23 protein-coding genes and 2 pseudogenes are annotated in these 25,805 nt (G+C 70.9%); 4 read left to right on the top strand and 21 right to left on the bottom strand.

Annotated elements, in window-relative coordinates; translation table 11 throughout:
- Positions 1–148: 148 nt before the first annotated feature.
- The 4 genes from ACIBLA_RS03650 to ggt form a co-directional block, all read right to left on the bottom strand.
- A complete protein-coding gene (locus tag ACIBLA_RS03650; RefSeq protein WP_399197663.1) occupies positions 149–1,651 on the bottom strand; it encodes a hypothetical protein in 1,503 nt (500 codons plus the stop codon).
- A 226-nt stretch (positions 1,652–1,877) separates the two neighbouring features.
- Positions 1,878–2,258, bottom strand: a complete 381-nt coding sequence (locus ACIBLA_RS03645; RefSeq protein ID WP_363242862.1) for a PPOX class F420-dependent oxidoreductase — start codon at positions 2,256–2,258, stop codon at positions 1,878–1,880.
- Positions 2,259–2,308: 50 nt separating this feature from the next.
- A complete protein-coding gene (locus ACIBLA_RS03640) occupies positions 2,309–2,599 on the bottom strand; it encodes a helix-turn-helix transcriptional regulator (protein ID WP_363242863.1) in 291 nt (96 codons plus the stop codon).
- A gap of 139 nt (positions 2,600–2,738) precedes the next feature.
- Positions 2,739–4,571, bottom strand: coding sequence for a gamma-glutamyltransferase (gene ggt, locus ACIBLA_RS03635; protein WP_399197662.1), 1,833 nt, complete (start codon positions 4,569–4,571; stop codon positions 2,739–2,741).
- A gap of 124 nt (positions 4,572–4,695) precedes the next feature.
- Here ggt and ACIBLA_RS03630 point away from each other — a divergent pair, with 124 nt between their 5' ends.
- Positions 4,696–5,439 (top strand): hypothetical protein, encoded by a 744-nt coding sequence (locus ACIBLA_RS03630; protein WP_399197661.1) that lies wholly within the window; start codon positions 4,696–4,698, stop codon positions 5,437–5,439.
- 672 nt (positions 5,440–6,111) lie between these two features.
- Here the strand turns inward: ACIBLA_RS03630 and ACIBLA_RS03625 are convergent.
- The 11 genes and pseudogenes from ACIBLA_RS03625 to ACIBLA_RS03575 all read right to left on the bottom strand — a co-directional run bounded on the left by ACIBLA_RS03625 (position 6,112) and on the right by ACIBLA_RS03575 (position 16,854).
- On the bottom strand, positions 6,112–6,552 hold the full coding sequence (locus tag ACIBLA_RS03625) for a DUF6278 family protein (RefSeq protein WP_363242866.1): 441 nt from the start codon (positions 6,550–6,552) through the stop codon (positions 6,112–6,114).
- A 111-nt stretch (positions 6,553–6,663) separates the two neighbouring features.
- A complete protein-coding gene (locus ACIBLA_RS03620; RefSeq protein WP_399197660.1) occupies positions 6,664–7,443 on the bottom strand; it encodes an exodeoxyribonuclease III in 780 nt (259 codons plus the stop codon).
- A 57-nt stretch (positions 7,444–7,500) separates the two neighbouring features.
- Positions 7,501–8,133: an MBL fold metallo-hydrolase gene (locus ACIBLA_RS03615; RefSeq protein ID WP_363242868.1), complete on the bottom strand. Its 633-nt coding sequence runs from the start codon at positions 8,131–8,133 to the stop codon at positions 7,501–7,503.
- Between the two features lie 73 nt (positions 8,134–8,206).
- Positions 8,207–9,526 carry an alpha/beta fold hydrolase gene (locus ACIBLA_RS03610; RefSeq protein ID WP_399197659.1) on the bottom strand — a complete coding sequence of 440 codons (1,320 nt, stop codon included), beginning with the start codon at positions 9,524–9,526 and terminating at the stop codon, positions 8,207–8,209.
- A gap of 77 nt (positions 9,527–9,603) precedes the next feature.
- Positions 9,604–10,179, bottom strand: a complete 576-nt coding sequence (locus ACIBLA_RS03605) for a hypothetical protein (protein ID WP_399197658.1) — start codon at positions 10,177–10,179, stop codon at positions 9,604–9,606.
- Between the two features lie 218 nt (positions 10,180–10,397).
- A pseudogene (locus ACIBLA_RS03600) lies at positions 10,398–11,549 on the bottom strand (ROK family glucokinase); the annotation flags it as partial.
- Positions 11,550–11,730: 181 nt separating this feature from the next.
- Complete coding sequence (locus tag ACIBLA_RS03595; protein ID WP_363242871.1) at positions 11,731–12,660, bottom strand: ATP-binding cassette domain-containing protein; 930 nt, start codon at positions 12,658–12,660, stop codon at positions 11,731–11,733.
- A complete protein-coding gene (locus tag ACIBLA_RS03590) occupies positions 12,657–13,742 on the bottom strand; it encodes an ABC transporter permease (RefSeq protein WP_363242872.1) in 1,086 nt (361 codons plus the stop codon). The genes ACIBLA_RS03595 and ACIBLA_RS03590 overlap by 4 nt, the downstream gene beginning before the upstream one ends.
- Positions 13,739–14,746, bottom strand: coding sequence for a substrate-binding domain-containing protein (locus tag ACIBLA_RS03585; protein ID WP_363242918.1), 1,008 nt, complete (start codon positions 14,744–14,746; stop codon positions 13,739–13,741). The genes ACIBLA_RS03590 and ACIBLA_RS03585 overlap by 4 nt, the downstream gene beginning before the upstream one ends.
- A gap of 136 nt (positions 14,747–14,882) precedes the next feature.
- Positions 14,883–15,905 (bottom strand): sugar ABC transporter substrate-binding protein, encoded by a 1,023-nt coding sequence (locus ACIBLA_RS03580; protein ID WP_399197657.1) that lies wholly within the window; start codon positions 15,903–15,905, stop codon positions 14,883–14,885.
- A 160-nt stretch (positions 15,906–16,065) separates the two neighbouring features.
- The gene (locus ACIBLA_RS03575) at positions 16,066–16,854 is read right to left on the bottom strand and encodes a GntR family transcriptional regulator (protein WP_399197656.1); all 789 of its coding nucleotides are present in this window, start codon (positions 16,852–16,854) and stop codon (positions 16,066–16,068) included.
- A gap of 158 nt (positions 16,855–17,012) precedes the next feature.
- On the opposite strand from ACIBLA_RS03575, the gene ACIBLA_RS03570 reads away from it, so the two are divergent.
- Positions 17,013–18,020 carry a Gfo/Idh/MocA family oxidoreductase gene (locus tag ACIBLA_RS03570; protein ID WP_363242874.1) on the top strand — a complete coding sequence of 336 codons (1,008 nt, stop codon included), beginning with the start codon at positions 17,013–17,015 and terminating at the stop codon, positions 18,018–18,020.
- A gap of 39 nt (positions 18,021–18,059) precedes the next feature.
- On the opposite strand, the gene ACIBLA_RS03565 is transcribed toward ACIBLA_RS03570, so the two are convergent.
- The 4 genes and pseudogenes from ACIBLA_RS03565 to ACIBLA_RS03550 form a co-directional block, all read right to left on the bottom strand.
- On the bottom strand, positions 18,060–18,485 hold the full coding sequence (locus ACIBLA_RS03565) for a PaaI family thioesterase (RefSeq protein WP_363242876.1): 426 nt from the start codon (positions 18,483–18,485) through the stop codon (positions 18,060–18,062).
- 46 nt (positions 18,486–18,531) lie between these two features.
- The gene (locus tag ACIBLA_RS03560) at positions 18,532–19,743 is read right to left on the bottom strand and encodes a cytochrome P450 (RefSeq protein ID WP_399197655.1); all 1,212 of its coding nucleotides are present in this window, start codon (positions 19,741–19,743) and stop codon (positions 18,532–18,534) included.
- A gap of 71 nt (positions 19,744–19,814) precedes the next feature.
- Positions 19,815–20,492: a response regulator gene (locus tag ACIBLA_RS03555; protein WP_399197654.1), complete on the bottom strand. Its 678-nt coding sequence runs from the start codon at positions 20,490–20,492 to the stop codon at positions 19,815–19,817.
- Positions 20,489–21,716: pseudogene (locus ACIBLA_RS03550) on the bottom strand (sensor histidine kinase). Before ACIBLA_RS03550 ends, ACIBLA_RS03555 begins: the two are co-directional and overlap by 4 nt.
- 265 nt (positions 21,717–21,981) lie before the next feature.
- Here ACIBLA_RS03550 and ACIBLA_RS03545 point away from each other — a divergent pair.
- Positions 21,982–22,737 (top strand): 3-oxoacyl-ACP reductase family protein, encoded by a 756-nt coding sequence (locus ACIBLA_RS03545; protein WP_399197653.1) that lies wholly within the window; start codon positions 21,982–21,984, stop codon positions 22,735–22,737.
- Positions 22,738–22,880: 143 nt separating this feature from the next.
- Here ACIBLA_RS03545 and allB read toward each other — a convergent pair whose 3' ends face one another.
- Positions 22,881–24,242: an allantoinase AllB gene (allB, locus tag ACIBLA_RS03540; RefSeq protein WP_363242881.1), complete on the bottom strand. Its 1,362-nt coding sequence runs from the start codon at positions 24,240–24,242 to the stop codon at positions 22,881–22,883.
- 268 nt (positions 24,243–24,510) lie between these two features.
- Here allB and ACIBLA_RS03535 point away from each other — a divergent pair, with 268 nt between their 5' ends.
- Positions 24,511–25,335 carry an IclR family transcriptional regulator gene (locus tag ACIBLA_RS03535; RefSeq protein ID WP_363242882.1) on the top strand — a complete coding sequence of 275 codons (825 nt, stop codon included), beginning with the start codon at positions 24,511–24,513 and terminating at the stop codon, positions 25,333–25,335.
- A gap of 66 nt (positions 25,336–25,401) precedes the next feature.
- Here ACIBLA_RS03535 and ACIBLA_RS03530 read toward each other — a convergent pair whose 3' ends face one another.
- The gene (locus ACIBLA_RS03530; RefSeq protein WP_363242883.1) at positions 25,402–25,713 is read right to left on the bottom strand and encodes a DUF5955 family protein; all 312 of its coding nucleotides are present in this window, start codon (positions 25,711–25,713) and stop codon (positions 25,402–25,404) included.
- Positions 25,714–25,805: the final 92 nt, after the last annotated feature.

Raw genomic sequence — 25,805 nt, 5'->3', positions numbered from 1 at the left:
GCCCGTAGACACGGTGCGTAAGAGGAGAACCTAAGCCCGCCGTCCCACGGGGGCAAGACCATCGCTGTTAAGCCGCCGAGTCGATCATGATTCGCACCCGGCCGGTCCACAGAGCGCCCGCGGCCGGTCGAGACGCGGCGTAACCAGCTCAGCCGCCGCCTATCCCGGCGATTCGCAGCGCACGGGCGAGATCCCGCTCATGGGTGGTGGACACGCTCCGAGCCGCTTCGAGCAGCAGCGGGAGCAGGCGCGGCGGATCCACCGCGGCGATCCGCGCCGCGTCCTCGGGGGTCCGGGCCCTGACGAAGGCCCCGAGCAGCGCCTGGGTCTCCTGGGCCCGGCCCGCGTCGCCGAGGGCGACGGCCGCCAGGGCGATGTCCTCGGCAGGCCGCGAGACGCCCTGCCGCAGCAGCGTCCCGCAGTCCGTGTCGCGGCCGGCCATGGCGAGCGCGCCCGCCGCCGCGGCGAAGCTGTCGGGCGCCAGCGACGACACCTCCCACAGCACCGAGGCCCAGTCCGCGCCCAGTTCGGCGCGGTGCAGTTCGGCTGCGAGGAAGGGCAGTTGCTCGGCGGGGCCGGCCGCCGCCTCGTAGAGCACCACGTGCGCCTCACCGCTGCGGCCGGCCGCGCGCAGCCGTACGAGCACGGCCACCGTGTCCAGCGCGGCGCGGCGCGCCTGGGACTGCTGCCGGGTCATCCCGCTGTCGGGATCTCCGTCATGGGTCCGGTCCGGGCCCGCCGATCCGCCGAAGCGGGCGCCGCGCGGTTGTGCGGTGGCGGTGGGCGGGATGATGGGGGTGGCCCCCGGATCGGGTGCTTCGCTGAAGGCGTAGCGCGCGCCTCGCGGCTTGCGCTGCTTGCGGCGCTGGCCGGGCATTTGTGCCGCTTCCTGCGAATCGTCCGGGTGGACGGCGGGGTTGGAGCCCGTATCGGCCTCGTCACCCATGTCACCCGTGTCACCCGCGCCCCGGCCGTCCGGGCGGAACCAGTCATCGGGCGCGGTGGGCCGACCGCCGTCCGGACGGCCGAAGACCGACTGGTCGACCACCGGCTCCTCGGCCCGAAACCACCCGTCGGCGGCCATGGGTCTCGCCTCCGGCGAGCCGAACTGCGGGGCGGGCGAGGCATGCGCGGGCGCGGCGGACCGCTCGGTGGCGGCGAGACGTTCGCCCAGCTCGGCGCGGCGGGCCGTGGCGCGCGCGTAGTCGTCGCGGACCCAGGCCAGGTCGTACTCCAGCTGGTCCGCCTCGGGTGAGTCCTCGGCGACCAGCCGCAGGCGGCGCATCACCTCGTCGGCGCGGCTCTCGGCCGTGACCTGTTCGTGCTGCATCAGCCGCAGCCGCTCGCGGAGCGCGTCGAGGCCGCCGGGGAGCCGGTCGTGCGCGGCGGCGGAGGCGGCGTGCAGCCTGCTCGCGCGGGCCGTCTCACGGTCGACCGGCCGGTTCTCGTGGCTCGCGGCGAGGTCGTGGAGCAGCGACTCGACCACGTCCCAGGGCGGTACTTCGGCGCCGTCGAGGCAGGCCCTCAGCCCTTCGGGGTCGCGCTGCCTGAATACGGCATACCAGCCGCCGTCCGGGTCGAGGAGCGCCGTCATGCCACGGAAGTACCGCGCGAAAGCCCCGATCTCCGTCGGAAGTTCATGCCTTGTCATCGCTGTCCGTCCCGCCCCTGCCCTGCTGCGCACTGCCGTAAGGGAGCCGTCCGGCCCGCCGGCATGAAACCGCAACCGTGTTACGTGACGGCTACGCGGGATTGTCGCGCACGGTGCGATGCGATCACTCAAGTATGACGTCAGCAAGTGGCCGACGTCACGTTTCCCAAGCAAAAACCTAGTTACAGGTCAAGGTTGTTTAACAAGTCGGCGCGCCGACAAGGCCTCAGAAACTCACCACGATTCCGGTGTGCACGCGCTTGCCGCGCCGTACGAGCGCTGCGGGCTTCTCGACGAGCCAGAACTGCCAGGTGTACTTGCGGGCCAGCAACTTGTTGACCTGCCGGGCCTCGTCACCCTCCAGCAGCCGCGCCGTCCCTTCGGCGCTCGCCGCGCCCGGCGCGATCCGCCCGCGTACGTCGCACGCGGTCACGACGACACGGCTGTTGTTGCGGATCCGCTTGATCTTCCACGCGTCACTGCGGCTCCAGATGTACAACTCACCGCCGTCCACGGCGTGCCAGACCGGGGTGTCGACCCCGGTGCCGTCCTTGCGGTAGGTGGTGAGGCTGACGTAGCGGCTGCGTCCGAGCGCGTCGAGAGTCACGCCGACGAGCCTACGCGCTGAAGCGATTGCCGGGGTGCGCCGGAGAGCGCCTAGGCGGCGGGCCGGCCGGCGGCCGGCCGGGCAGCGGACTGTGCGGGCAACGGCGCGCAGGCCGCCGCGATCTCGTCCATCGACAGGCCCAACGCCCCGGCCAGCGCCGCGACCGTGAAGAAGGCGGGTGTCGGGGCACGCCCGGTCTCGATCTTGCGCAACGTCTCGGGGGAGAGCCCCGCGACGGCCGCGATCTCGACCATGCTGCGCGGACCGCGCGCCTCGCGAAGCAGCCGGCCGAGCCGCTCGCCGCGCTCGCGCTCTTCGGGGGTGAGGGGGGTGCGGACCATGCCGTCATTGTAATACCACTACCCACCGGTATAGTAATTGGCCGCACGAGCGGGCCCGGCGCCGCCCCTGAGAACGGGGCGGCGCCGGACGCGCGGGCTCGCGGGTCGGGGCCGCACGCGCGGGCTCGCGGGTCGGGGCCTAAGGCCGGCCGGACGGGTGGACCACCATCGCGGAGCCGCCGCCCCTGCGGTCCTTCTCCGCCGCCGCCAGCCAGCGGCCGTCCGGCAGCCGCTGGACGCCCGTGGCGGCGCCGATCTCCGGGTTCCTGGTGAACGCGTGCCCCAGTGCTTCGAGTTGGGCGCGCAGCGGGCTGTCGTAGAGACCCGGCTCCAGCTCCGTCGTCGCGGAGTTGCGCTGGCTCGCGCGCGGTGCGGCGATCGCGTCGGCCAGCGGCAGACCCCGGTCCAGATGACCGGTGAGCGTCTGGAGGACGGTGGTGATGATGGTCGCGCCGCCCGGTGAACCGAGCGCCAGGAGCGGCCGGTCGCGGTCGTCGAGCACGATCGTCGGGGAGATGGACGACCTCGGCCGCTTGCCGGGGCCGGGCAGGTTCGGGTCGTGGACGGCCGGGTTCGCCGGGGCGAACGAGAAGTCCGTCAGCTCGTTGTTGAGCAGGAAGCCCCGGCCGGGGACGGTGATGCCGCTGCCGCCCGTCGACTCGATCGTCAGCGTGTACGCGACGACGTTGCCCCACTTGTCGGCGGTCGTCAGATGGGTGGTGTTCTCCCCCTCGTACGTCGTCGGCGCCGCTGTGCCGCCCGCCGCGCACGGCACCGGGTTCGCGGGGTCACCGGGCGGCAGCGGGCTCCTCAGCGCCACGTCGTCCTTGATGAGGCATTCGCGCGAGTCGGCGAAGCGCTGCGACAGCAGGCCCTTGGTGGGGACGTCCTCGAAGGCGGGGTCGCCGAGCCAGCGCCCCCGGTCGGCGAAGGCGATCCGGCTCGCCTCGATGAAGCGGTGCAGATACTTCTCCTGCGAGGCGCCGGAGAGGTCGGTGCGCTCCAGGATGTTGAGCGCCTCGCCGACGCTCGTACCGCCGGAGGACGACGGCGCCATGCCGTACACGTCGAGCCCCCGGTAGGAGACCTTCGTCGGCGCCTGCCGCTTCGTGCGGTACGCGGCCAGGTCGCCGGTCGTCAGATCGCCCGGCCGGACCTTGCGGGTGGCGTCCGGGTCGACGGGCGGGGTGCGGACGGTGCGCACGATGTCGCGGGCCAGGTCGCCCCGGTAGAGCGCGTCGGTGCCGTGCCGGCCCAGCTCCGCGTACGTACGCGCCAGGTCGGGGTTCTTGAACACCGAACCGGTCACGGGCAGTTCGCCGCCGGGCAGGAACAGCTCGGCGGAGGCCGGGAAGTCGGCGAACCGGGCCTGGTTCGACGCGGTCTGGGAGCGGAACGTCGCGTCGACGGTGAAGCCGTCCTTCGCCAGCCGCTCGGCGGGCTTCAGCAACTCCCGCAGCGACGTGCTCCCCCAGGAGTCGAGCGCCCGCTCCCAGGTCGCCGGGGTGCCCGGCGTACCGACACCGAGTCCGCTCGTCATACCCTCCGCGAAGGGGATCGGTTTGCCGTCCTCCTGAAAGAGGGTGGCGTCGGCGGAGCGGGGTGCGGTCTCGCGGCCGTCGATGGTGTGGACGGAGCGGGACCCGGCGTCGTAGTAGACGAAGTAGCCGCCACCGCCGATGCCGGCCGAGTACGGCTCGGTGACTCCGAGTGCGGCGGCGGTCGCCACCGCCGCGTCCACGGCGTTGCCGCCGCGCCGCAGCACCTCGACGCCGGCGGCGGACGCGTCCGTGTCGACGCTCGACACCGCCCCGCCGTGGCCGACGGCGACCGGCGTTTTGGCGGGAGTTTCGGCGCTCGCTTTCGCGGGGGGAGCGGCGGCGGGGGCGGAAGGCGGCGCGGCGGCACCCACGGAGAGCAGCGCGGCGGCGAGAGCCACGATCGAGGCATTACGTACGGCGAGGCGGCGCATCTGTACCTCCGGTGGACGTTCGTCCGGGGAGCGTAACCTCGGCATTCGCGCCCCGCCAGAAGCACTTGCCCCGAAGTCCGGGCGGGATGTGCGGCGCGGCACCGTCCCGCTAAAGTGCGCGCCCATGAGTGACGACATACGAAACATCGTTCTCGGAGTACTCGCGGCGGGCATAAGTGCCTCGCTCGGCTGGATCGCCCGCAACTACCTCTGGCGCCGCAAACTCCGCAGGAAACAGGCGTTCTTCGGGCTGCCCGGCAACTCCGAATGCCTGCTGGTCGTCAACCGGGAAGCGGGCGGCGACGGGGCCGTCCACCGGCATGACGTCTTCGCGATGCTGGAGATGTCCGCGCTGATCAAGGACTGCGGCGCGCACGCGCAGATAGTCCAGCACGACACGGCGCAGCAGGGGTTCGGTGAGCGTACGGAGTTCTGTCTCGGCGGCCCGGCGTCGAACCGCAGGATGGCCGCCCATCTGTCCTCCCTGCTGCCCGGCGTCAAGATCAACACGGATCCGGATCCGGGCCCGGACCGCGGGGCCTTCCAGATCGGTTCCGAGCGCTACCGCGTCGATCCGGGCGTGGCGGAGTACGTCATCCTGGCGCGGCTGACCGCCGGCCAGGACTCCCGGCCGGTCTTTCTCTTCTGCGGACAGCGGGCCATCACCAACCAGGCGGCCTCGCGCTATCTGGCCAAGCACCACGAGAAGCTGGCGCGCAAGCACGGCCGCGACTCGTTCTGTCTGCTGCTGAAGGTGGTCAACTCACAGGCGTACGGCCCCGATGTGGTCGAGCTGGTCTCCGATGTCACCAGGGCGGCGAAGGAGCCCGCTCCCGCCGTACGCACCTCGCACCGGGCCACGAGCTGAGACGCGGAGCGGGCGAGGCGATAAGCGGGCGGGCCGGACAGTGCGGCCGGAGACAGAAAGAGAGCGGCACCCTCGTCGTACGCCGTGACGACGTGGGCCCGCTCCGTGTCGGACACGGCCCTCCCGGCGCGCAGCTGACCTTCTCCCCCGCCACGCCCGACCCATGGTGCCTGTCGGTCCCGCGGCGCGAGAAGTGATCTCCGGCTGCTGCCGGCGGGGCCTCCCACGAGAAGCGGGAGGCGGGCCATGTCCCTTGAGCTACCGCGCCTCGGGCGGCGGCGGGACCATCCCCGCGTGCGCGGAGCACGGCGGACGCGTACGGACCCCCGGAGGACGTCCGAGACCGGCGCGACATCCGTGGCCCGAGCCGGCAAGACCACCGTCACCATGGGGATGAACGGCAAATCGTAGTCCAGATCCGGCGCGATGGGTTCGCCCGCGCACCCGAACTCCCGGACCGGGGAATCCGGTCGGGGGTCCCTGGATGCGTTGTGGAATCGACTGCGGCTCCCGCTGCGGACTGCCCGTCGGACGGTGGTCGACGGCCATGCGCTGCCCTCCCCGTTCTCGGCTCTGTCGAGGTCAGCGCAAACTATCCAGCGCGCCAAGGGACTTCACACCCGACACGCATAAATCGGGCATAAGCCGTATTAACGTCGGCGCGGCCCGCGTTCAGGCCTCGGCCGCCTCCGCGTACACCTGCGACAGTTCCGGCGCGCCGCTGACGGCCCAGTCGAGACCGGCCTCCACGACCTGGATCTCCCGGCCGGAGACGAGCCGTACGACGGGGTGGCCGCCGGGCCAGATGTGCCAGGCCGCCCCTTCGACCGTACGCACGATGACCGTACCGAGATAGAGCCCCGCGTCGTTGCCCAGCCAGGGCAGCTCCTCCGGGTCGTCGCGCCAGTGCGGAGGCAGTTGGTCCAGGGCCTCCAACGAGGCGGGGGAATCGTCCAGTTCGAGACCGGACTGCCCTGCCCGGACACGCAGCAGCTCGCACTCGGAGAGCAGTTCGGCCACGCCCTCCGCGTCGCCCCCGACGACGGACGCCGACGAAGCTCCCTCGTCAGCGCCGTTCCGTTTGCGCCAGTTGTCCAAGAAAGGGATGTTCATACCACTCAGCCTGCCATTTCCCCGTACCCACGCACCTCAGGGCACGCGGGCGGTATCAGAGGCAGAATGCCCACGGTCCGACCCGCCGATGCCGGTCCGGCCTCCACAACGTCAGAGGTCGAGATCGACGACGACCGGGGCGTGGTCCGAAGCACCCTTGCCCTTGCGCTCCTCACGGTCGACATAACTGTCCTTGACGGCGGCGGTGAAGGGCCCGTTGCCGTAGACGAGGTCGATCCGCATACCCCGGTTCTTCGGGAACCGGAGCTCGCGGTAGTCCCAGAAAGTGTACGGCTGGTCGTACTTGAGCGGTCGCGGCATCACGTCCGACAGACCGCCTTCACGAAGCGCCGCCAGAGCGGCACGCTCGGCGGGGGTGACATGGGTGGCGCCCTCGAACAGGGCCGGGTCCCACACGTCCTGGTCGGTCGGCGCGACGTTGAAGTCACCGAGGACGGCGAACGGCCGGTCCCCCGCGCTGTCCTCGGCCACCGCCGCGCGCAGCGCCTCCAGCCAGCGCAGCTTGTACGCGTAGTGATCGTGCGTGACCTCGCGGCCGTTGGGCACGTAGACCGACCAGACCCGGACGCCGCCGCAGGTCGCGGAGATGGCGCGGGGCTCCTCCACGTCCTCGTACGCCGGGCCGCCGGGCAGGCCCTTGACGACGTCGTCGAGACCGACGCGGGAGATCAGCGCCACGCCGTTCCACCTGCCGGTCGCCTTGACCGCCGCCTCGTAACCCAGCTCGCGCAGGGCGTCGGAGGGGAACTGCTCCACGGTGCTCTTGGTCTCCTGGACGCACAGCACGTCCGTGCCCGTGTTCTCCAGCCAGGCCAGCAGACGCGGCAGGCGGGCGGTGATCGAATTGACGTTCCAGGTGGCGATGCGCATGGACCACAGCCTATCCGCGAGGTCTGACAGGCACGTCACGTCCCGACGGCGACGGCCTCACAGCTCGGTGTACTCGCCGGGGGCCAGCCTGGCGTGGCCCGAGCCCCCGAGGCGGCCGACATGGCCGTCGTACAGAGGCAGCGCCAGATCGTTCAGCAGGGCGTCGTGGATGTCGAAGGTGCGCCGCGGCTTGACCTCCCGTACGTAGTCGATCACTTCGGAGATCTTGTTCCACGGCGCGTGCACCGGGAGCATCAGCGTCTCGACGGGACGGCCGGGGACGGTGAACGCGTCACCGGGGTGGAACAGCGAACCGTCCACCAGATAGCCGACGTTGGTGACCCGCGGCAGATCGGGATGGATCACCGCGTGGAGTTCGCCGTACACCTGTACGTCGAAGCCCGCGGCCGTGAACGCGTCACCGTGCCCCACGGTGTGCACCCGCCCCGGAAAGGCGGCCGACAACTGCTCCGCGACGCTGCGCAGGGTCCAGATCTCGGTGGCCGGGTCCGTTTCGAGGGCGGCCCGCAGCCGGCCCTCCTCGAAGTGGTCGGGATGCTCGTGCGTGATGAGGACGGCCTCGGCGCCGAGCGCCGCGTCCTCCTCACTGAAGACACCGGGGTCGACGACGAGCGTCCGCCCGTCCTTCTCCAGCCGGACGCAGGCATGGGACTTCTTGGTGAGCTTCACCCTGGCCACCTTTCCTGAGCGGTGCTGTCTCCATGGTCGACATCCGCCACCACGACAGCAAACGGGGCGACCGCTACGGATCGGGAGTGGTCTCCTCCTGGACGACCGCGCCGACGACGCGGAACGCCGCGTTCGCCGCCGGGAAGCCGCAGTAGACGGCGGCCTGGATGAGCACTTCCTTGATCTCGGCCGGGGTCAGACCGTTGCGCAGGGCGGCTCTGGTCTCGACGGCGAGTTCGTCGAGGTGACCGCCGGCCACGAGGGCGGTCAGCGTCACGCAGCTGCGGCTGCGGCGGTCCAGGCCTCCCCTGCTCCAGACCTCGCCCCACGCGTAGCGGGTGAGGAGTTCCTGGAAGTCGTCGGCGAACCCGGCGGTGTCCGCCATGACCTCGTCGACGTGGGCGTCACCGACGACCTCCCTCCGGATCCGCATGCCCGCCTCGTAAGGATCCGGGCGTACGGCACCCACGGCCTGGGGCTGTTCGGCGGAGGCGATCGCGGCCACGGGTGAGGTCATCGGCGACAGGGTCGGCGGTCCCGCGGGCGCGCCTGGGCCCGGATAGGTGGCCCAGTCGGGCAGCACCGTGAGTCCGGTCGAGGTGTCGGAGGCGTTCTGCCAGGCGGTGGAGAAATGCCGGATGATCAGATCGGTGACGGCGGCCGGCTGCTCGACCGGCGCCAGGTGCGAGGCTCCCGGCACGAGCGCGAGCCGGGCGTCCGGTATCCCCGCGACCAGCGTGCGGGCCTCGGCGGGCCCGGTGACCTTGTCCTCGGCGCCGACCAGGACGAGCGTCGGCACACCGATCCGGCCCAGCTCCGCCCGTACGTCGAAGGCGGCCAGCGCCTCGCACGCGGCTATGTAGCACCCCGGATCGGTCGTACGGACCATCTGGACCGCCCATTCGACGATCGCGGGCTGGGCGGCGGCGAAACCGGCCGTGAACCAGCGCTCGGGCGCCGACCGGGCCATCGGTTCGAGACCGTTCGTACGGACGATGACGCCGCGCTGCCGGAACTCGTCCGCCGTACCGAACCGCGGCGACGACGCCACCAGCGCGAGCGAGGCCACCCGGTCGGGGCGGCGCAGCGCCAGCTCCGCACCGATCGCGCCGCCGATGGAGCAGCCGACGTAGCCGAAGCGCTGCACGCCGAGCCCGTCGAGCGTGGCCAGCAGCCGGTCGGCCAACTCGGGGACACCGGTGGCGGGATGGGCCGGGGCGCCGCCGTGACCGGGCAGGTCGAAGCGGAGCACCCGCCAGTGCTTGGCCAGCTCGGGCGTCTGCCTGTCCCACATGTGCCAGGTGGTGCCGAGGGAGGGGCCGATCACCAGGATCGGCGCGTCCTCCGGCCCGTCAAAGCGGTATTGCAGGGTTCTGGTCGTCGTCTCGCTCACCCGCTCACGCTCCCATATCCCTCATTTGTTCACGGGAGGGGGTGGGGACACTCGCCAGACCTCCCCAAACGCCCCGGTCATGGAGTGGTCGTGGAGACGACGTACACACGGGGCATCGCCGGGTCGCTCAGGTCGACGGTGATGTCCTGGGTGGGGCGTGGGGCCTTCTGTTTGTGCGTGGTGCCCGACCACACGCGGGTGGGGATGAAGTTCCAGCCGACGGTGCGCGAGTCGCGGGGCGCGATGGTGACGTCGCCCTCCTTGAGCGCGGCTCGGTGGGTGCCCAGCTCGGTGAGGAAGGTGTCGAGCCGCCCGGACGTCACGTTGAACTGCACATACAGCCTGCTGGACTTCCAGTTGCTCGTCTCGTAGTAGCGCACGTTCGTGGCGCGCGCCGGGATCGGCACCTCGAAGACGCGCTGCTTCATCCGGGACGGCACGGCGTCGGTGAGGCCGGTGGCCGAGGACTCCAGCTCCTTGTCGAGGCCGCTGCGCCGGCTCTGGCCGGCCGAGATCACCAGATATCCGGCGGGGACGCCGATGAGCAGCACGATCACTATCGCCGTCACCCACCGGCGACGGACCATATGACCGTGGTTCTCCGGCGGCTTCTGGGGTTCTTCGGGGGACTTCGACTGGTGGGGCACGGTCATGAGGGAGGTTCCTGGCTGTTGGGTTCTTGCCGTGCTTCGGGTGTGCCGGGTGCTTCGGGTGTTCCGGGTGCTTCCGGTGCTTCGCGGGCGGGCGTGTCCGGCTTCGGTTCTGTTTCCGTTTCGGTTTCCGGTCGCGGCTCCGCCGCCGCGGCCGACTCCTGCTGTGCCCGCACCGCCGCGGCGCGGGACTCCTCGGCCTCGCGCAGTTCCTGCTCCTCGCGCAGGTCCTGCGGCATCCGCCCGGTCCGGATCGCCTCCGCGTACAGCTCGTACTTCTCGTACCGCTCAAGCCTGCGCCGGTTCGCCCGGCGGAAGCGGCGTGCCACGAGTCTGGAGAGGTCGGCCGCGCCGACCATGCCCGCCTCGGGGCCGAGCTGCGCCTTGGCGATACGGGCCTCCGGCCGGTAGCCGCGCCCGGTGAGATGGCGGCGGAAGGCGTCCCTGGCGGGGCCGATCAGCAGATCGTCCGCGGCGCTGACGCCGCCGCCGATGACGAAGCAGGAGGGGTCGAGCGCCGCCGCCAGATTGGCGATGCCCACGCCGAGCCACTGGCCGATCTCCTGGAGCAGTTCGACGCACATGGCGTCGCCCTCGCGGGCCAGCTCGGTGATCAGGGGGCCGGTGATGTCGGGGATATGGCCCTTGACGCGTTCGATGAGGTTGTACGCCACCGGGGAGTCGGCGGCGGCCAGCTCCCTGGCCTCCCGGACGAGCGCGTTGCCCGAGCTGTACTGCTCCCAGCAGCCGCGGTTGCCGCACGGGCAGCGGTGTCCGGCGGGCACGACCTGCATATGGCCGAACTCGCCCGCCACGCCGTACTTGCCGCGCTTGACCCGGCCGTCCTCCAGTATGGCGCCGCCGATACCGGTACCGAGCGTGATCATGACGAGGTGGTCCTCGCCGCGTCCGGCACCGAAGCGCCACTCCGCCCAAGCGGCGGTGTTCGCGTCGTTGTCGACCATCACCGGCACGGCCAGCCGGGAGGAGATCGAGTCGCGGAGGGGTTCGTCGCGCCAGGCGAGGTGCGGGGCGAAGAGGACCTTGGCGCGGTCCGCGTCCACCCAGCCCGCCGCGCCGATACCGACGGCGTGCACGTCGTGCCGGTCGGAGAGGTCCAGCACCAGCTCGACGATGGTGTCCTCGACGACCTTCGGGCTCTTGGACTTGTCCGGCGTCTCGGTGCGGATCTTCTCCAGGATGTTGCCGTCCGGGTCGACGACGCCGGCCATCACCTTCGTACCGCCGATGTCGATCCCGACGGTGGGCACGCGCGGGGCGGAGGCGTGCGAGCGGCGCTCGCGGGTGCCGACGGTGCGCAGGACGGTGGCGCGAGCGGAGCCGCGGTGGGTGAAGTCCCGGTAGGTACTCATCCGACCGGCCCCCTCACACGGGCCGGTCGGACGGCGCTGCTACCTGAACGCGGCCTGGGTGCTCGCACGTGTCGTGTCGTCCCTGCGGGTCGGGGGCACGTCGCGCCGGGTGTCCGGGGCGGCGGCGGTGGACGGGCGCCCACCGCCGCCGATTCTGCCATCCGGAAGGTACGGAGGTCGGTCAGGGCTTGGCACTGCCGCCGGACGGCGTCCCGTTCCCGTCCTCTTCCGCCCGATGCCCGCTGCCGTCCACCGGGCGGCCACCGAGATGGGCCGGGGCGGGGGCGTTGGCCAGCTCGTGGCTCAGCTCCTCCAGCTCCGAGCCGCCGGCCATCTGACGCGTCAGCTCGTCCAGGGTGATCGATTCCCTGGTGTGGCTGCCGGCCATGACACCGCGCTTGAGCAGCACGAAGCGGTTGCCGACGAGATACGCGTGGTGCGGGTTGTGGGTGATCAGCACCACGCCCAGACCCGCGTCGCGCGCGGCGGCGACGTACTTCAGCACGACGCCGGACTGCTTGACGCCCAGCGCGGCGGTCGGCTCGTCCAGGACGAGGACCTTCGCACCGAAGTGGACGGCGCGGGCGATCGCCACGCACTGCCGTTCGCCGCCGGACAGCGTCCCGATGGGCTGGTCGACGTCGCGCAGGTCGATGCCCATCCGCAGCAGTTCCGCGCGGGTGGTGCGGCGCATCAGTTCGACGTCGAGGCGCTTGAAGGGGCCCTTGCCCTTCGTCGGCTCGGAGCCGAGGAAGAAGTTACGCCAGACAGGCATGAGCGGTACGACGGCGAGGTCCTGGTAGACGGTGGCGATGCCCAGGTCCAGCGCCTCGCGCGGCGAGCCGAGGGTCGTCCTCCCGCCCTCGATGAGGAAGTCGCCCGCGTCGTGCTGGTGCAGTCCCGCGATGATCTTGATGAGGGTGGACTTGCCCGCGCCGTTGTCGCCGAGGACGCAGCTGATCTCGCCGGCACGCACCTCCAGCGAGACGCCTTCGAGGGCGCGGATGTTGCCGTAGTACTTGCTGACGTCGGCCAGTTCGACCAGGGGTACGTCGCCGGTCGTGGTCGTGGTCGTGGGGGCCGTCGAGGTCGTGCCGGGCGTGCTGGTCATCGGGTTGCCTCCGCGCGCTTGCGGACCCATGCGTTGAGCAGGGTGGCCAGAAGGAGCATCGCTCCGAGGAAGAACTTGAACCAGTCCGGGTTCCACTCCGCGTACACGATGCCCTTGCTGGTCATGCCGAAGATGAAGGCACCGACCGCGGACCCGATCGCCGATCCGTAGCCGCCGGTGATCAGACAGCCGCCGATGACCGCGGCGATGATGTAGATCAGCTCGTTGCCGACGCCCTCGCCGGACTGGACGACGTCGAACGAGAAGAGCAAATGCTGGCCGGAGACCCAGGCGCAGAAGCCGACGCCCATGTAGAGGCCGATCTTCGTCAGCCGGACCGGGACACCGACGGCGCGGGCGGCGTCGGCGTTGCCGCCGACCGCGAAGATCCAGTTGCCGAAGCGGGTACGGAGCAGGATCCAGGTCGCCAGTGCGACCAGGCCCGCCCACCAGAGGATGGTGACCTTCAACTCGACGCCGCCGAGGGTCAGTTCGGAGGCGAAGACCTTACGCGCCGACTCGAAGCCCTCCATGTCGCCGACGCTCCTGGTCGAGACGGTGTCGCTGATCAGCTTGGTCAGACCGAGATTGAGACCCGTGAGCATCAGGAAAGTACCGAGAGTGATGATGAAGCTCGGCAGTTTCGTCCGCGTCAGCATGAAGCCGTTGAACACCCCGATGGCGAGGGTGACCAGCAGCGACACGAAGACGCCGACCCAGATGTTGGCGGTCATCTGGTAGCTGAACATCGAGGAGATCAGCGCCGAACTGGTCACCAGCACACCGGCGGACAGGTCGAACTCGCCGCCGATCATCAGCAGTGCCACCGGCACCGCCATGATCCCGATCGTCGACGCCGCGTACAGGACGGTGCCGAAGCTGGACGTCTTCAGGAACGAGTCGGCGACGACCGAGAAGAAGAGGAACACCGCCAAGGCACCGACGACCGCGCCCAGTTCGGGCCTGCCGAGCAGCTTGCGCAGCGCCGAATCCCCGAGCAGCCGCTCGTCCTTGGCCGGGCCGCCGCCCCGGCCGTCGCCGTCGCCCGGCCGGTCCTTCACGGGTGGTGCGGTTGTGGTCATCGGGTCCCTCGCTCCGCGTATTTCTCCAGCTCGGCGGCGTCCTGCTTGTTGATGATCTGCGGTCCGGTGAGGACCGGGAGCCCGCCGCCGAGTACATCGGCGTTGTAGCGGTAGAGCCAGAGCAGATCGACGGCCTCGTACCCCTGGAGATACGGCTGCTGGTCGACGGCGAAGCCGAGCCGGCCCGCCTTGAGCGAGCCCGCGACCGCCTCGTTGAGGTCGAACGTGTCGATCTCGGCCGTGCTGCCCGCCGTCTCCTTCGCCTTGACGGCGGTGTCGGCGAAAGGCGCGCCGAGCGTCACGACGGCGTCGAATTCGTCTTTGTCGGTGTCCTTGCCGGCCTGGAGCCTGGCCTCGATGGACGCCTGGACGTCGGGCATGTTGGTGCCGTCGACGTACAGGTTCTCCATCGTGCCGTCGAAGGTCTTCTTCGCCCCGGCGCAGCGCTGCTCGTGGCCGACGTTGCCCTGCTCGTGCAGGACGCACAGGGCCTTCTTCTTTCCCCGCTTGTCCAGTTCGTCGCCGACGGCCTCACCGGCGATGGTCTCGTCCTGGCCGATATGGGTGAGCGCGCCGAACTGCTTGGACTGCTCGGAGCCGGAGTTGACGGTGATCACCGGTATGCCGGCCTTGACGGCCTTGGCGACGACGGCCTTCATCGCGTCGGGCTTGGCGAGCGTGACGATCAGCCCGTCGACGCCCTTGTCGATGTACGACTGGACGAGTTGCGCCTGCTGCTGGCCCTCGTCGCTGTGCGCGTACAGGAAGTTGATGTTGTCCTTGGCGGCTGCCTGCTTCCCGCCCTTCTGGACGATGTCCCAGAAGGTGTCGCCGTCTCCCGAGTGCGTGACCATGGCGAAGGTCCACTTCGGCGTGCTCACCGCGGCCCGCCCCCGCGCCTGGGCCTCGGCAGCCGCCGCCCGGTCCTCGGCGCGCTTGCCGCCGGTGCTGCTGCACCCTGCCAGTGTCGCCGCCCCGAGAACCGCCGCCAGCACCGCGCCCAGCGCGCGTACCCCTGTCCGAACCCCACCGACCCTAGCCACGACGCCGTGCCCTTCCCGCTGTGCTTCCCGGTACCGCCGGGCGCGTTACGTCCCGGCCCGGCGGCCCAAGTATCGGGTATGGGTGTACGGGGCATGGTCATCGGGTGCCACGGGCGGTGAACTTCTCCAGTGCGGGGACGTCCTTCTCGGTCACGAGCGCGGGTCCGGTGAGGACGGGCTTTCCGCCGCCGATGACGTTTCCGTTGTTCTTGTTGAGCCACAGCTCGTCCACCGCGAGATAGCCCTGGAGATAGGGCTGCTGGTCCACGGCGAAGCCGATCTCCTTGGCCTTGAGCTGCTTGACCACGTCCTCGTTGAGGTCGAAGGTGTTGATCTCGGCGCTGGAACCGGCGCCCTCCTTCGCCTTGACGGAGGCGGCGGCGAACGGCGCCCCCAGCGTCACGACGGCGTCGAATTCGTCGGTGGCTTTGCCGCTCTGGAGCTTGGCCTCGATCGACGACGTCGACGCGGGCATGTTGGTGCCCTCGACGCTCAGATTCTCGACGGTGCCCTCGAAGGTCTTCTTGACACCGGCGCAGCGCTCTTCGAGCGAGACGTTGCCCTGCTCGTGGATGACGCAGAGCGCCTTCTTCTTGCCGCGCTTGTTCAGCTCCTCGCCGACGGCCTCACCGGCGATGGCCTCGTCCTGGCCGATATGGCCGAGCGCCCCGAAGGGCTCGGAGAACTCGGCGCCGGAGTTGATCGTGACAACCGGGATACCGGCGGCGGTCGCCTTGGCGAGGACGGCCTTGACCGCCTCGGGCTTGGCGAGGCTCACCACGAGCCCGTCGACGTCCTGGTCGATGTAGCTCTGGATCAGCTGGGCCTGCTCCTTGCCCTCCTTGTTGGCCGCGTAGAGGAACTGGACGTTGTCCTTCGCCGCCGCGACCTTGGCGCCGCTCTGGACGATGTCCCAGAACGTGTCGCCCTCGCCGGAGTGCGTGACCATGGCGATCTTCATACGCGGGGTCTTGGCGGCCGTACCTCCGCCGCCCCCGTCGTCGGCCTTGTCCTCGGAGTCCTTGCCGCCGGAGCCGCTGCATCCGGCGACGAGGGCGAGTGCGCATGCGGTGAGCAGCGCCGCCGCCGTGCGGCCCGCCGCCTTTCGGTTGGTACGCATGGTGGATCCGCCTTCTCTCCCGGCCGCCCCGTTGCGGCTGGGGGAGTTCTAGCGGCGGTCGCGCGGCCCCGTCAAGACTTTGTCCGAACATTCTTACGAAAGAACGGGACGTACACGGACCTTACGGAAGCGTGACTCAGGCCTGAACTGAGGACGGAACTCAGGACCGGACGAGGAGCTGGAACTCGAAGACGTAACGCGACGCCCGGTAGATGTGTGCCCCGAACTCGACGGCGCGACCCGTGTCGTCGAACGTGGTGCGCTCCATCGCGAGCAGCGGCGCGCCCGTCGCCTCACCGAGCAGCCCGGCCTCCTCGGCGTCGGCGGCACGCGCGCCGACCGACTGGCGCGCGCTGTGCAGCGTGATGCCGACCGCGCGCATCATCCGGTAGAGACCGGTGGATTCGAGCTGTGCGGTGTCGCAGTCGAGGAGTTGCAGCGGAAGGTGGTTGCGCAGCCGGGCCATCGGTTCGTCGTGGGCGTACCGGAGCCGTTCGATGAGCCGTACGTCCGCCCCTTCCGCGACCCCGAGGGCGGCGGCCACCTGTGCTGTGGCCGGTTCGACCGTGTTGCGCAGCACGCGGGTGGCGGGGCGCTGGCCGGCCGCCTCCAGGTCGTCGTAGAGGCTGCTCAGCTCCAGGGGGCGTCTGACCTGGCTGTGCAGGACCTGGGTGCCGACGCCCCGGCGGCGTACCAGCAGCCCCTTGTCGACGAGCGACTGGATGGCCTGCCGGACGGTGGGCCGGGAGAGTCCGAGCCGGCTCGCCAGCTCGATCTCGTTGCCAAGGAGGCTGCCCGGTGCGAGTCCACCCTGCTCGATGGCCGCTTCGAGCTGCTGCGACAGCTGGAAGTAGAGCGGGACCGGGCTGGTGCGGTCGACGCCGAGCTGGAGCGCGGCGGCCCGGGGGGCCGGCCCGCTCGGCTGCTCTGGTTCCGGCTGCTTGGACACGGAGGCGAGCGTAGCCCCGCGAGATGTTGACGGAAAGTCCTGTAGTTCGGTTGTCAGGACAAGCAGCGACCGTCACCGCCCGATCAAAGATCGTCAGTAGGTCTGGATGTCAGGACAAACGCTTGACACGATGACAGGGCGACGGCCACCTTGGGGCCATGCGCATCGGACTCATCGGCACGGGCCGAATCGGTACATTCCACGCGGAGGCGCTGAGCCGTCATCGTGAGGTCGGCTCCCTGGTCGTCGCCGACACGGACGCGGCTCGGGCCGCCCATGTCGCCGACCGTACGGGCTCCACCGCTGCCCCCTCCGTGGACGAGGTCTTCTCCTGGGGCGTGGACGCGATCGTCATCGCCTCCGCCACCTCGGCCCACGCCGACCTGATCAGCCGCGCCGCGCGGGCCGGGCTGCCCGCCTTCTGCGAGAAGCCGATCGCGCTGGACCTCAAGGGCACACTGAGCGCGCTGCACGAGGTCGACTCCGCGGGCACCGTCCTGCAACTGGGCTTCATGCGCCGCTTCGACGCCGGTTACGGCGCGGCCCGCGATCTCGTGCGGTCCGGTGCGCTGGGCCGGCTGCACACCGTCCGGGCCGTCACCTCCGACCCGGCGCCACCGCCGCCGGAGTATCTGCCGCTGTCCGGCGGGCTCTACCGGGACTGCCTGGTCCATGACTTCGACATCATGCGCTGGGTCACCGGGCGCGAGGTGGTGGAGGTGTACGCGACGGGCTCGGACGCCGGTCCCCCGATGTTCCGCGCCGCCGGGGACGTCGACACGGCCGCCGCCGTCCTGACGCTGGACGACGGGACGCTCGCTACGGCCACCGCCACCCGCTGCAACGGCGCGGGCTACGACGTACGGATGGAACTGGCGGGCGAGCTGGACCAGTTCGCGGTCGGGCTCGACGACCGTACGCCGATCACCTCGACCGAGCCGAAGGGTCCGCCGCCCTGCGAGAACCCGTGGCCGGGGTTCCTGGAGCGGTTCGCCCCGGCGTACGAGGCGGAGCTGGACGCCTTCCTCCGGGTCGTGGCGGGCGAGCTGGAGAACCCGTGCGACGGGCACGAGGCGCTGCACGCGCTGCGGATCGCGGAGGCGTGCGAGCTGTCACGGCTGGAGCACCGGCCGGTGCGGCTGGCGGAGATTCCGGGCGGGTCCTGAACGGGACGGGGCCGCGCGCAGCGGCCCCGTCGCGCCGCCTCAGGCGTCCGGCTTCTGCACCGGCAGCACCGTGCCCTGCGCCACCGCGCACAGCGTCCGCGTGCCGTCGTCCGCCACCGTGAACAGGTCGCAGCGCACCGTCGCCTGCCGGCGGCCCGCGTGGACGACGGAGGCACGGGCGACCAGCGTGCGGCCGGTGCCGGGACGCATGTACTGGATGGAGAAGCCTGCCGTCAGCACGGCGGGGCCGAGCACCGTGCCCGCGGCGAACGTGATGCTGTTGTCGGCGGCGTACGCCAGCACTCCCCCGTGCAGATAGCCGTTCTGCTGCTGAAGGTCCTTGCGGATGTCCAGCTCAAGCTCCGCCTCGCCGTCCCCGAAGACCATGACCCTGGTACCGAGCAGACTGCTGAAAGGCTGGCTGTCCAGCACCTTCCGCGCCAGCACAATGTCGAACTCCTGCATGGTCAGACTCCTCCGGACGTACGCGCGGCACCCCGCGTCTTCATGACTACCACCGCACCGGCAGACCCCGCACGCCACGGATCAGCATTCCGGGCAGCCAGTCCAGCGGCCCCGTGTCCGCGTCGAGGGTCAGGTCGGGGCAGCGTTCGAGGAGGGTACGGATCGCGATCCGGGCCTCCAGACGCGCGAGCGGCGCGCCGAGGCAGTGGTGGATGCCGTGCCCGAAGGCGAGATGTCCATGGTTCTGGCCCTTGGCACCGGTCGCCGTGGCCGTCGCCGTACGCCGGATGTCGAAGCGGTCCGGCTCCGGGTAACGGGCCGGGTCGCGGCCCGCGGCGCCGAGGCCGACCAGCACCGTCTCGTACGCGGGGATGACTGTGTCGCCCACGGTGACGGACTCGCCGGTGAAGCGGACGGTGCTGTTCAGGACCGGCCCCTCGTAGCGCAGCATCTCCTCTATGGCACCGTCGAGCAGCCCGAAGTCCTCGCGCAGCGCGGCCAGTTGATCGGGGTGGCTGAGCAGTGCGCGCACGCCGTTGGTGATGAGGTTGACCGTCGTCTCATGACCGGCGATCAGCAACAGATAGGCCATGGCGCGCAGTTCGGCGGCGGAGAGCCGGTCGCCGTCCTCGGCGCGGGTGCGCAGCAGCGCGGAGATCAGGTCGTCGGAGGGGCCGGCGCAGCGCTTGTCCTCGATCAACTCGGTGAAGTAGGCGCCGATTTCATGGATGGCCGAGTACTCGCCGGCGGGGCCGCCGGGTGCCACGATCTGCGTCGTCCAGGCGCGGAAGGCCTCGCGGTCCGCGGCGGGTACACCGAGCAGATCGCAGATGACGGTGATGGGCAGCGGATACGACAGCGAATCGACCAGGTCGCCCTGGCCGGCGGGGAGCATCGCGTCGATCAGCTCGTCGGTGATGTGCTGGATCCGCTCGCGCAGGCCGGCCACCCTGCGGGCGGTGAACTCACGGGCGACGAGCCCCCGCAGGCGGGTGTGGTCGGGCGGGTCGACGACCAGCAGATTCGGGCCGATGACCCGTTCGTCGAGCATGCTGCCGCCCACGGTGGCGGGGGACTTGGAGAGCCGGGGGTCGGCGAGCGCGGCGCGCGCCTCCCGGTGACCGATGATCAGCCAGAGCCGTTCGCCGTGCGGGGTACGGATCTCGTGGACCGGTCCCGACTCGCGCAGTTTCGCGTAGTACGGGTACGGATCGGCGGTGAAATCGGGCCCGTACGCGCCCAGATCGACGACAGTCATCGCCTCAGGTTACGTCGCTCCGGCGTACGCCGCGGACCTGGGAGTGTCCGCGAACGGGACGGCCGGGCGCCTCACCCGCCGTCGCCCACCAGATCGGCGTCGTGCACCAACAGGGCGATCTGCACACGGTTGTTGAGGTCCAGCTTGGCCAGGATGCGGGACACATGCGCCTTGACGGTCGGGACGCTCATGAACAGCTCCGCCGCGATCTCCGCGTTCGAGCTGCCGCGTCCGACGGCGAGCGCCACCTCCCGCTCGCGCTCGGCGAGCCGGGTCAGCCGGTCGGTCGCGGTGTTCTTGCGTACGCCCGTCGGCGCCCCCGCGACATGGAGCATCAGCTGGCGGGTGACGGCCGGGGAGAGCACCGGCTCGCCCGCCGCCACCTGCCGTACGGCCGCGACGATCTCGGCCGGGGGCGTGTCCTTCAGGACGAACCCGGCGGCTCCGGCGCGCAGCGCCCGCAGCACCTGCTCGTCGGCGTGGAACGTGGTCAGGACGAGGACTTCGGGCGCTCCGGCGCGCGCCCGCAGGAGCTCGGTCGCGGTGAGGCCGTCCATGACCGGCATCCGGATGTCCATCAGGACCACGTCGGGGGTGAGTTCCCGGACGAGCCCGTCGACCTCGGCGCCGTCGGAGGCCTCGCCCACGATCTCGATGCCGTCCGCGCCGCCCATCATGAAGGTCAGTCCGGCGCGTACGAGCGGGTCGTCGTCGGCGATGAGCAGCCGGATGGCCGTGGTGGTGGTCATGGGGACCACGGTAGCCAGGCCTTGACGGCGAATCCGCCGTCCCGCGTCGGCCCGTGCTCGAACCGGCCACCGGCCAGGGTGGCGCGTTCGGTGAGCCCGATCAGCCCCTGACCGGATCCCGGCACGTGCGGGACCGGGCCGAGGGGCGCCTCGTTGCGTACCTCGACGGTGAGTCCGTCCCCCGGACCACCGCTCACCAGGACGGTCGCGCCGGTGCCGGGCGCGTGCTTGCGCGCGTTGGTCAGGCCCTCCTGCGCGATGCGGTAGGCGGTGCGGCCGGTGGTGGACGGTACGGCCTCCGGGTCGCCGACGCCGCTGTCGAGGGTGACCTTCATGCCGGCCTCGTGGGACTCGGCGACCAGGGCGTCCAGGGTGACCAGGGTGGGCTGCGGGCGCTCGCCGTCGTCGCCGGGGGCGCGCAGCACGCCGATGATCATGCGGAGGTCCTGGAGCGCCTCGTGGGCGCTGTCGCGGATCACGCCCGCGGCCCTGGCCACCTCGGGGGGGAGGCGCGTCGGGTCTGAACTCCAGCGCGCCCGCGTGAACGCTGAGCAGGGTCAGCCGGTGCGCGAGTACGTCGTGCATCTCGCGGGCGATGGACTCGCGGGCCAGCCGCTGGGCCTGCTCGGCCCGGAGCGCGGCCTCGGTCTCGGCTCGTACGGCGCGTTCACGCAGCGCCATGACCAGTTGCCGGCGGCTGCGTACGAGCATGCCCCAGGCGAGCGCGAGCAGCACGAGGAGCGCTCCGACGATGAGCGCGACGAGATGGGAGATGGTCGGGTCGGGGCGCAGATACGCCTGGACGGTCATGGTCGCCAGGGACAGGACCGCGACGTACGCGACGGGCTTGAACGGCCGGTGGATGGCCAGGCTGAAGAGTGCCACCAGGGCGGCTCCGCTCGCCGTGGGAGACACGATCTGTACGAGGGAGAGAGCGACGGCCGGCCCCACCGGCCAGCGCCGCCGCACCCAGAGCGTGCCGCAGGCCGCCAGGCCGATCAGCAGGTCGGCCATGATGAGCGGTTCGCTGTTGCCGGCCTGGTCGGCCGTGTCCAGCGCGATCATGCCGATGAAGACGGCGAAGAAGAAGACGATCAGGTCCACGCCCCAGTCCCGCACGGTCCGCCGTGGCCGCCGCCCGCCGCCCCGTTTCCCGGCGGAGTCGGGGTCGGCGGGTTCCGCCATGGCCGAAGGCAGCAGCCAGGGGTACTCCGTACGCGTCATGCGCCCAATCTAGGCAGGCGGGGCATGGCGCGCCGCGCGGTGGGAGGCGGCAGCTACCAAAGTCGCGGGGGCATCGACTTAGGGCGTGGTGCCAACCGGTCGTGGCCGGCGGACCAGGCCGGGGTTGGTGCCGGGGTTGGTGTCGGGGTTCAAGCCGGGGTTCGTGTCGGGGTTCGTGTCCGATTGCCGCCGGTGAGCGGCGCGGCCGGGCGGTTTGATCGAAGGCGTCGGAAGCACTCACCCGCACTACCGAAGGACGCGACACATGTCAGTACAGAGTTCCGGGCCGGCAGGCAGGACCGCGCTGGTCACCGGTGGCAGCCGGGGCATCGGGGCGGCGATCGCCCTGCGGCTCGCCCGGGAGGGCGTCGATGTCGCGATCACATACGTGGCGAACGAGGCCGCCGCGCTGGAGGTCGTACGGAAGATCGAGGCGACCGGGCGGCGCGGCCTCGCGCTGCGTGCCGACTCGGCGGACCCCGCGCAGGCCGTGAACGTGGTGGAGCGGGCCGTCGCCGGTCTCGGCGGGCGGCTCGACATCCTCGTGAACAACGCCGGGATCGGGCTGCTGGGTCCGCTGGACTCCTTCCCGGTGGCCGATGTCGGCCGGCTGCTGGCGGTGAACGTCCAGGGCGTGTTCCTCACGACGCAGGCCGCGGCCGGCCGGCTTGTGCGCGGTGGGCGGATCGTCACCGTCGGCAGCTGTATGACCCAGCGGGTGCCCGGCCCCGGCGGCACGCTGTACGCGACGAGCAAGTCCGCGCTGATCGGTCTGACGAAGGCGGTGGCACGGGAGTTGGGCGAGCGCGGGATCACGGCGAACATCGTCCATCCGGGTCCGACGGACACGGACATGAACCCGGCCGACGGCCCGTTCGCGGCCGGTCAGAGCGCGATGACGGCGCTCGGGCGGTACGGGTCCGCCGACGAGGTGGCGTCGATGGTGGCGTTCCTGGCGAGTGACGAGGCGGCGTACGTCACGGGCGCCGAGTTCGCGGTGGACGGCGGGCACGCGGCGTAGGCGGGCCTGCGGCGTAGGCGGGCCTGCGGAAACCGGTCCGGTCAGCCGTCCGACTCGCGGTGGCGTACAGGGGTCGCCGCCGCCGTACGGCCCGGCGGCAGGTCGGGACGAGGGCCCGGTGGGCAAGGGGCTTGTGGCCGCGGTCAGTTGGTCCTCTCCAGCAGTCGGCCCGAGGGCTCGGCGATGGCCCCGTCCGCGACGATCCGCCGGCCGCGCAGCCAGGTCGACCTGACGACGCCGTACAGCGTCCTGCCCGCGTACGCGGTGATGCGGTTGCGGTGCTGGAGCGCGGCGGGATCGACGGTGAACGAGTCTTCCGGTGCGAGCACGGCGAAGTCGGCGTCGCGGCCCGCCTCGATGGCGCCCTTCCCGGCCAGCCCGGCGAGCGCGGCCGGCGCCGTCGACATCCAGCGCGCCACGTCGTCCAGCGAGTGACCGCGCCGCCGGGCCTCGGTCCAGATGGCCGGCAGTCCGAGCTGGAGGGAGGAGATTCCGCCCCACGCGGTCGCGAAGTCCGACGTCTTGAGGTCGGTGGTGGAGGGCGAGTGGTCGGAGACGACGCAGTCGATCGTGCCGTCGGCCAGCCCCTGCCACAGGGCGTCCTGGTTGGCGGCCTCGCGGATGGGCGGGCAGCACTTGAACTCCGTGGCGCCGTCCGGGACTTCCTCGGCGGTGAGGGTGAGGAAGTGCGGGCAGGTCTCGACGGTCAGCCGCACGCCCTCCCGCTTCGCCTCGGTGATCAGCGGCAACGCGTCGGCCGACGACAGATGCAGGACATGGACGCGCGCGTCCAGCCGGCGGGCCGCCGCGATCAGGCCCTCGATCGCGGTGTTCTCGGCGTCGCGGGGGCGGGAGGCGAGGAAGTCGGCGTACTTCGCGCCGGCGTGCGGTGGTGCCGCGGCCAGTTCGCGGGGGTCCTCGGCGTGCACGATGAGCAGCCCGCCGAAGCCGGAGATCTCGGCGAGAGACCGCTCCAGCCGCTCGGCGTCCAGCTCGGGGAACTCCTCGACACCGGACGGTGACAGGAACGCCTTGAAGCCGAACACCCCCGCGTCGTGCAGGGACTTGAGGTCACTGACGTTGTCGGGGAGCGCGCCGCCCCAGAAGCCGACGTCGATGTGCGCCTTGGGAGCGGCGACCTCCCGTTTGATCCGGAGGTGGGCCGTCGTCGTGGTCGGTGGCAGGGAGTTGAGCGGCATGTCGATCAGGGTGGTGATGCCGCCGGACGCCGCCGCGCGGGTCGCGTTCCAGAAGCCTTCCCATTCGGCGCGGCCGGGGTCGTTCACATGGACATGGGTGTCGACGAGGCCGGGGAGGACGACATCGTCGCCGACGTCCACCAGGCGGGCGCCGGACGGCAGTTCGGAGCCGTATCCCCGCTCGTGGGGGAGCACGGCCGAGATCACTCCGGCCGCGACGGCGACCGACGCGGGGCGCGTGCCCTCGGGGGTGACGACGCGCGTCGAGCGCAGCACCAGGTCCACGTTCCGGTCCGGATCGGTCACCGGCCACCCTCACTTCCGTCATGTCCGGGCAAGAATTCAACGAACTGTTGAAGGAGTCTTCATGCCGGACGGGGGCCCGTCAAGGCCCGTCCACCCAGAACGCACGCACTGCATTACACTGAAGTATTTCCACTCAGCGAAACTGAACTTTCACGAAACAGAAGGAGTACTCCACCGTCACGGCTCCACCGCCACCGTAGGGACCGATCACGGCCGGTAAGCTGCTGACTCGCCTTGCCCCTCCCGACGCCCCGAAAGGACCGTTGTTGTGCCGACGTCCAGCGCCGCACGTGCCGGCGCCACCGACGCCGCCAAGCCCGCATCCGCGAGCGGCGGGGTCCAGTCCCTTGAGCGCGCCTTCGATCTCCTGGAGCGGATGGCGGACGCGGGCGGCGAGGTCGGTCTGAGCGAGCTGTCGGCCAGCAGCGGTCTGCCCCTGCCGACCATCCACCGGCTGATGCGCACGCTCGTCGCCTGCGGTTATGTACGGCAGCAGTCGAACCGCCGGTACGCGCTCGGCCCGCGCCTCATCCGGCTCGGCGAGTCGGCGTCGCGGCTGCTCGGCACCTGGGCCCGGCCGTATCTGGCGCGGCTGGTGGAGGAGACCGGCGAGACGGCGAACATGGCGCTGCTCGACGGCGACGAGGTCGTGTACGTCGCGCAGGTGCCGTCCAAGCACTCGATGCGGATGTTCACCGAGGTCGGCCGACGGGTGCTGCCCCACTCCACGGGCGTGGGCAAGGCGCTCCTCGCACACCAGCCGGCCGACGAGGTACGGGCGCTGCTCGTACGCACGGGCATGCCGGCGGCGACGGAGAAGACGATCACGACGCCGGACGGCTTCCTCGCGGCGCTCGACGTGGTGCGCGGGGCCGGTTACGCGGTGGACGACAACGAGCAGGAGATGGGGGTCCGCTGTCTGGCGGTCCCGGTGCCCGACTCCCCCACCCTTGCGGCCATTTCGATCTCGGGTCCGGCCGGCCGGGTCACGGAGGCGGCAACCGAGAGGATCGTGCCGATACTCCAGGAAGTGGCGCGGGATCTGTCCGAGGCCCTGGCGAACACGGCCGCGGCGACGCATCAGCAGCCCTGACCCCGTCTGACGCCGGAGCGGCCGCACACCCCAATCCCCTGGGGCATACGGCCGCTCGAACCAATCTCAGTGCCCTGATCCTCCGAAGAGTTCGACCGCCTTCCTGACATCCATCAGGGTGGGCGCCAAGGCGCTCACCGAGCCGATCGAGCCGACGATCAGCAGCAGTGAGCGACGCATCCGCGGAATTTCCGGATCACCTCCCGCCACCATCGCGGCCATCGCGGCCAGTTCCTCTTCCGCGATCCCTCGGTCTCTGAACTCATTGGGATAAGCGGCCAGTTCACGTCTGAGACGGGCCACGGCGAACCGCAGCCCGGTCAGTCTTGGATCCTCGTTCTTCTCTGTCACTCGCGTATGCCCCACGCTCCGCAACAAAGTTCTCCCCCTCGCACGCCATGGTGCATGTGCCTTCGGCATAGTGCCCGCCTCTGCGGCGCCTCCGCTGGACACGCCAGGCACCGCGAGAC

Source organism: Streptomyces sp. NPDC050433 (genome assembly GCF_044458565.1).
Classification (GTDB): Bacteria; Actinomycetota; Actinomycetes; order Streptomycetales; family Streptomycetaceae; genus Streptomyces.
The sequence above is the reverse complement of the archived record's forward strand: the minus strand, read 5'-3'. Positions and strand labels throughout refer to the sequence as shown.

Coding starts and splice junctions, on each gene's coding strand:
- ACIBLA_RS03650 (WP_399197663.1), bottom strand. CDS start 1,651: ATGACAAGGCATGAACTTCCGACGGAGATCGGGGCTTTCGCGCGGTAC.
- ACIBLA_RS03640 (WP_363242863.1), bottom strand. CDS start 2,599: ATGGTCCGCACCCCCCTCACCCCCGAAGAGCGCGAGCGCGGCGAGCGG.
- ggt (WP_399197662.1), bottom strand. CDS start 4,571: ATGCGCCGCCTCGCCGTACGTAATGCCTCGATCGTGGCTCTCGCCGCC.
- ACIBLA_RS03630 (WP_399197661.1), top strand. CDS start 4,696: ATGAGTGACGACATACGAAACATCGTTCTCGGAGTACTCGCGGCGGGC.
- ACIBLA_RS03625 (WP_363242866.1), bottom strand. CDS start 6,552: ATGAACATCCCTTTCTTGGACAACTGGCGCAAACGGAACGGCGCTGAC.
- ACIBLA_RS03620 (WP_399197660.1), bottom strand. CDS start 7,443: ATGCGCATCGCCACCTGGAACGTCAATTCGATCACCGCCCGCCTGCCG.
- ACIBLA_RS03605 (WP_399197658.1), bottom strand. CDS start 10,179: ATGACCGTGCCCCACCAGTCGAAGTCCCCCGAAGAACCCCAGAAGCCG.
- ACIBLA_RS03595 (WP_363242871.1), bottom strand. CDS start 12,660: ATGACCAGCACGCCCGGCACGACCTCGACGGCCCCCACGACCACGACC.
- ACIBLA_RS03590 (WP_363242872.1), bottom strand. CDS start 13,742: ATGACCACAACCGCACCACCCGTGAAGGACCGGCCGGGCGACGGCGAC.
- ACIBLA_RS03580 (WP_399197657.1), bottom strand. CDS start 15,905: ATGCGTACCAACCGAAAGGCGGCGGGCCGCACGGCGGCGGCGCTGCTC.
- ACIBLA_RS03570 (WP_363242874.1), top strand. CDS start 17,013: ATGCGCATCGGACTCATCGGCACGGGCCGAATCGGTACATTCCACGCG.
- ACIBLA_RS03565 (WP_363242876.1), bottom strand. CDS start 18,485: ATGCAGGAGTTCGACATTGTGCTGGCGCGGAAGGTGCTGGACAGCCAG.
- ACIBLA_RS03560 (WP_399197655.1), bottom strand. CDS start 19,743: ATGACTGTCGTCGATCTGGGCGCGTACGGGCCCGATTTCACCGCCGAT.
- ACIBLA_RS03555 (WP_399197654.1), bottom strand. CDS start 20,492: ATGACCACCACCACGGCCATCCGGCTGCTCATCGCCGACGACGACCCG.
- ACIBLA_RS03545 (WP_399197653.1), top strand. CDS start 21,982: ATGTCAGTACAGAGTTCCGGGCCGGCAGGCAGGACCGCGCTGGTCACC.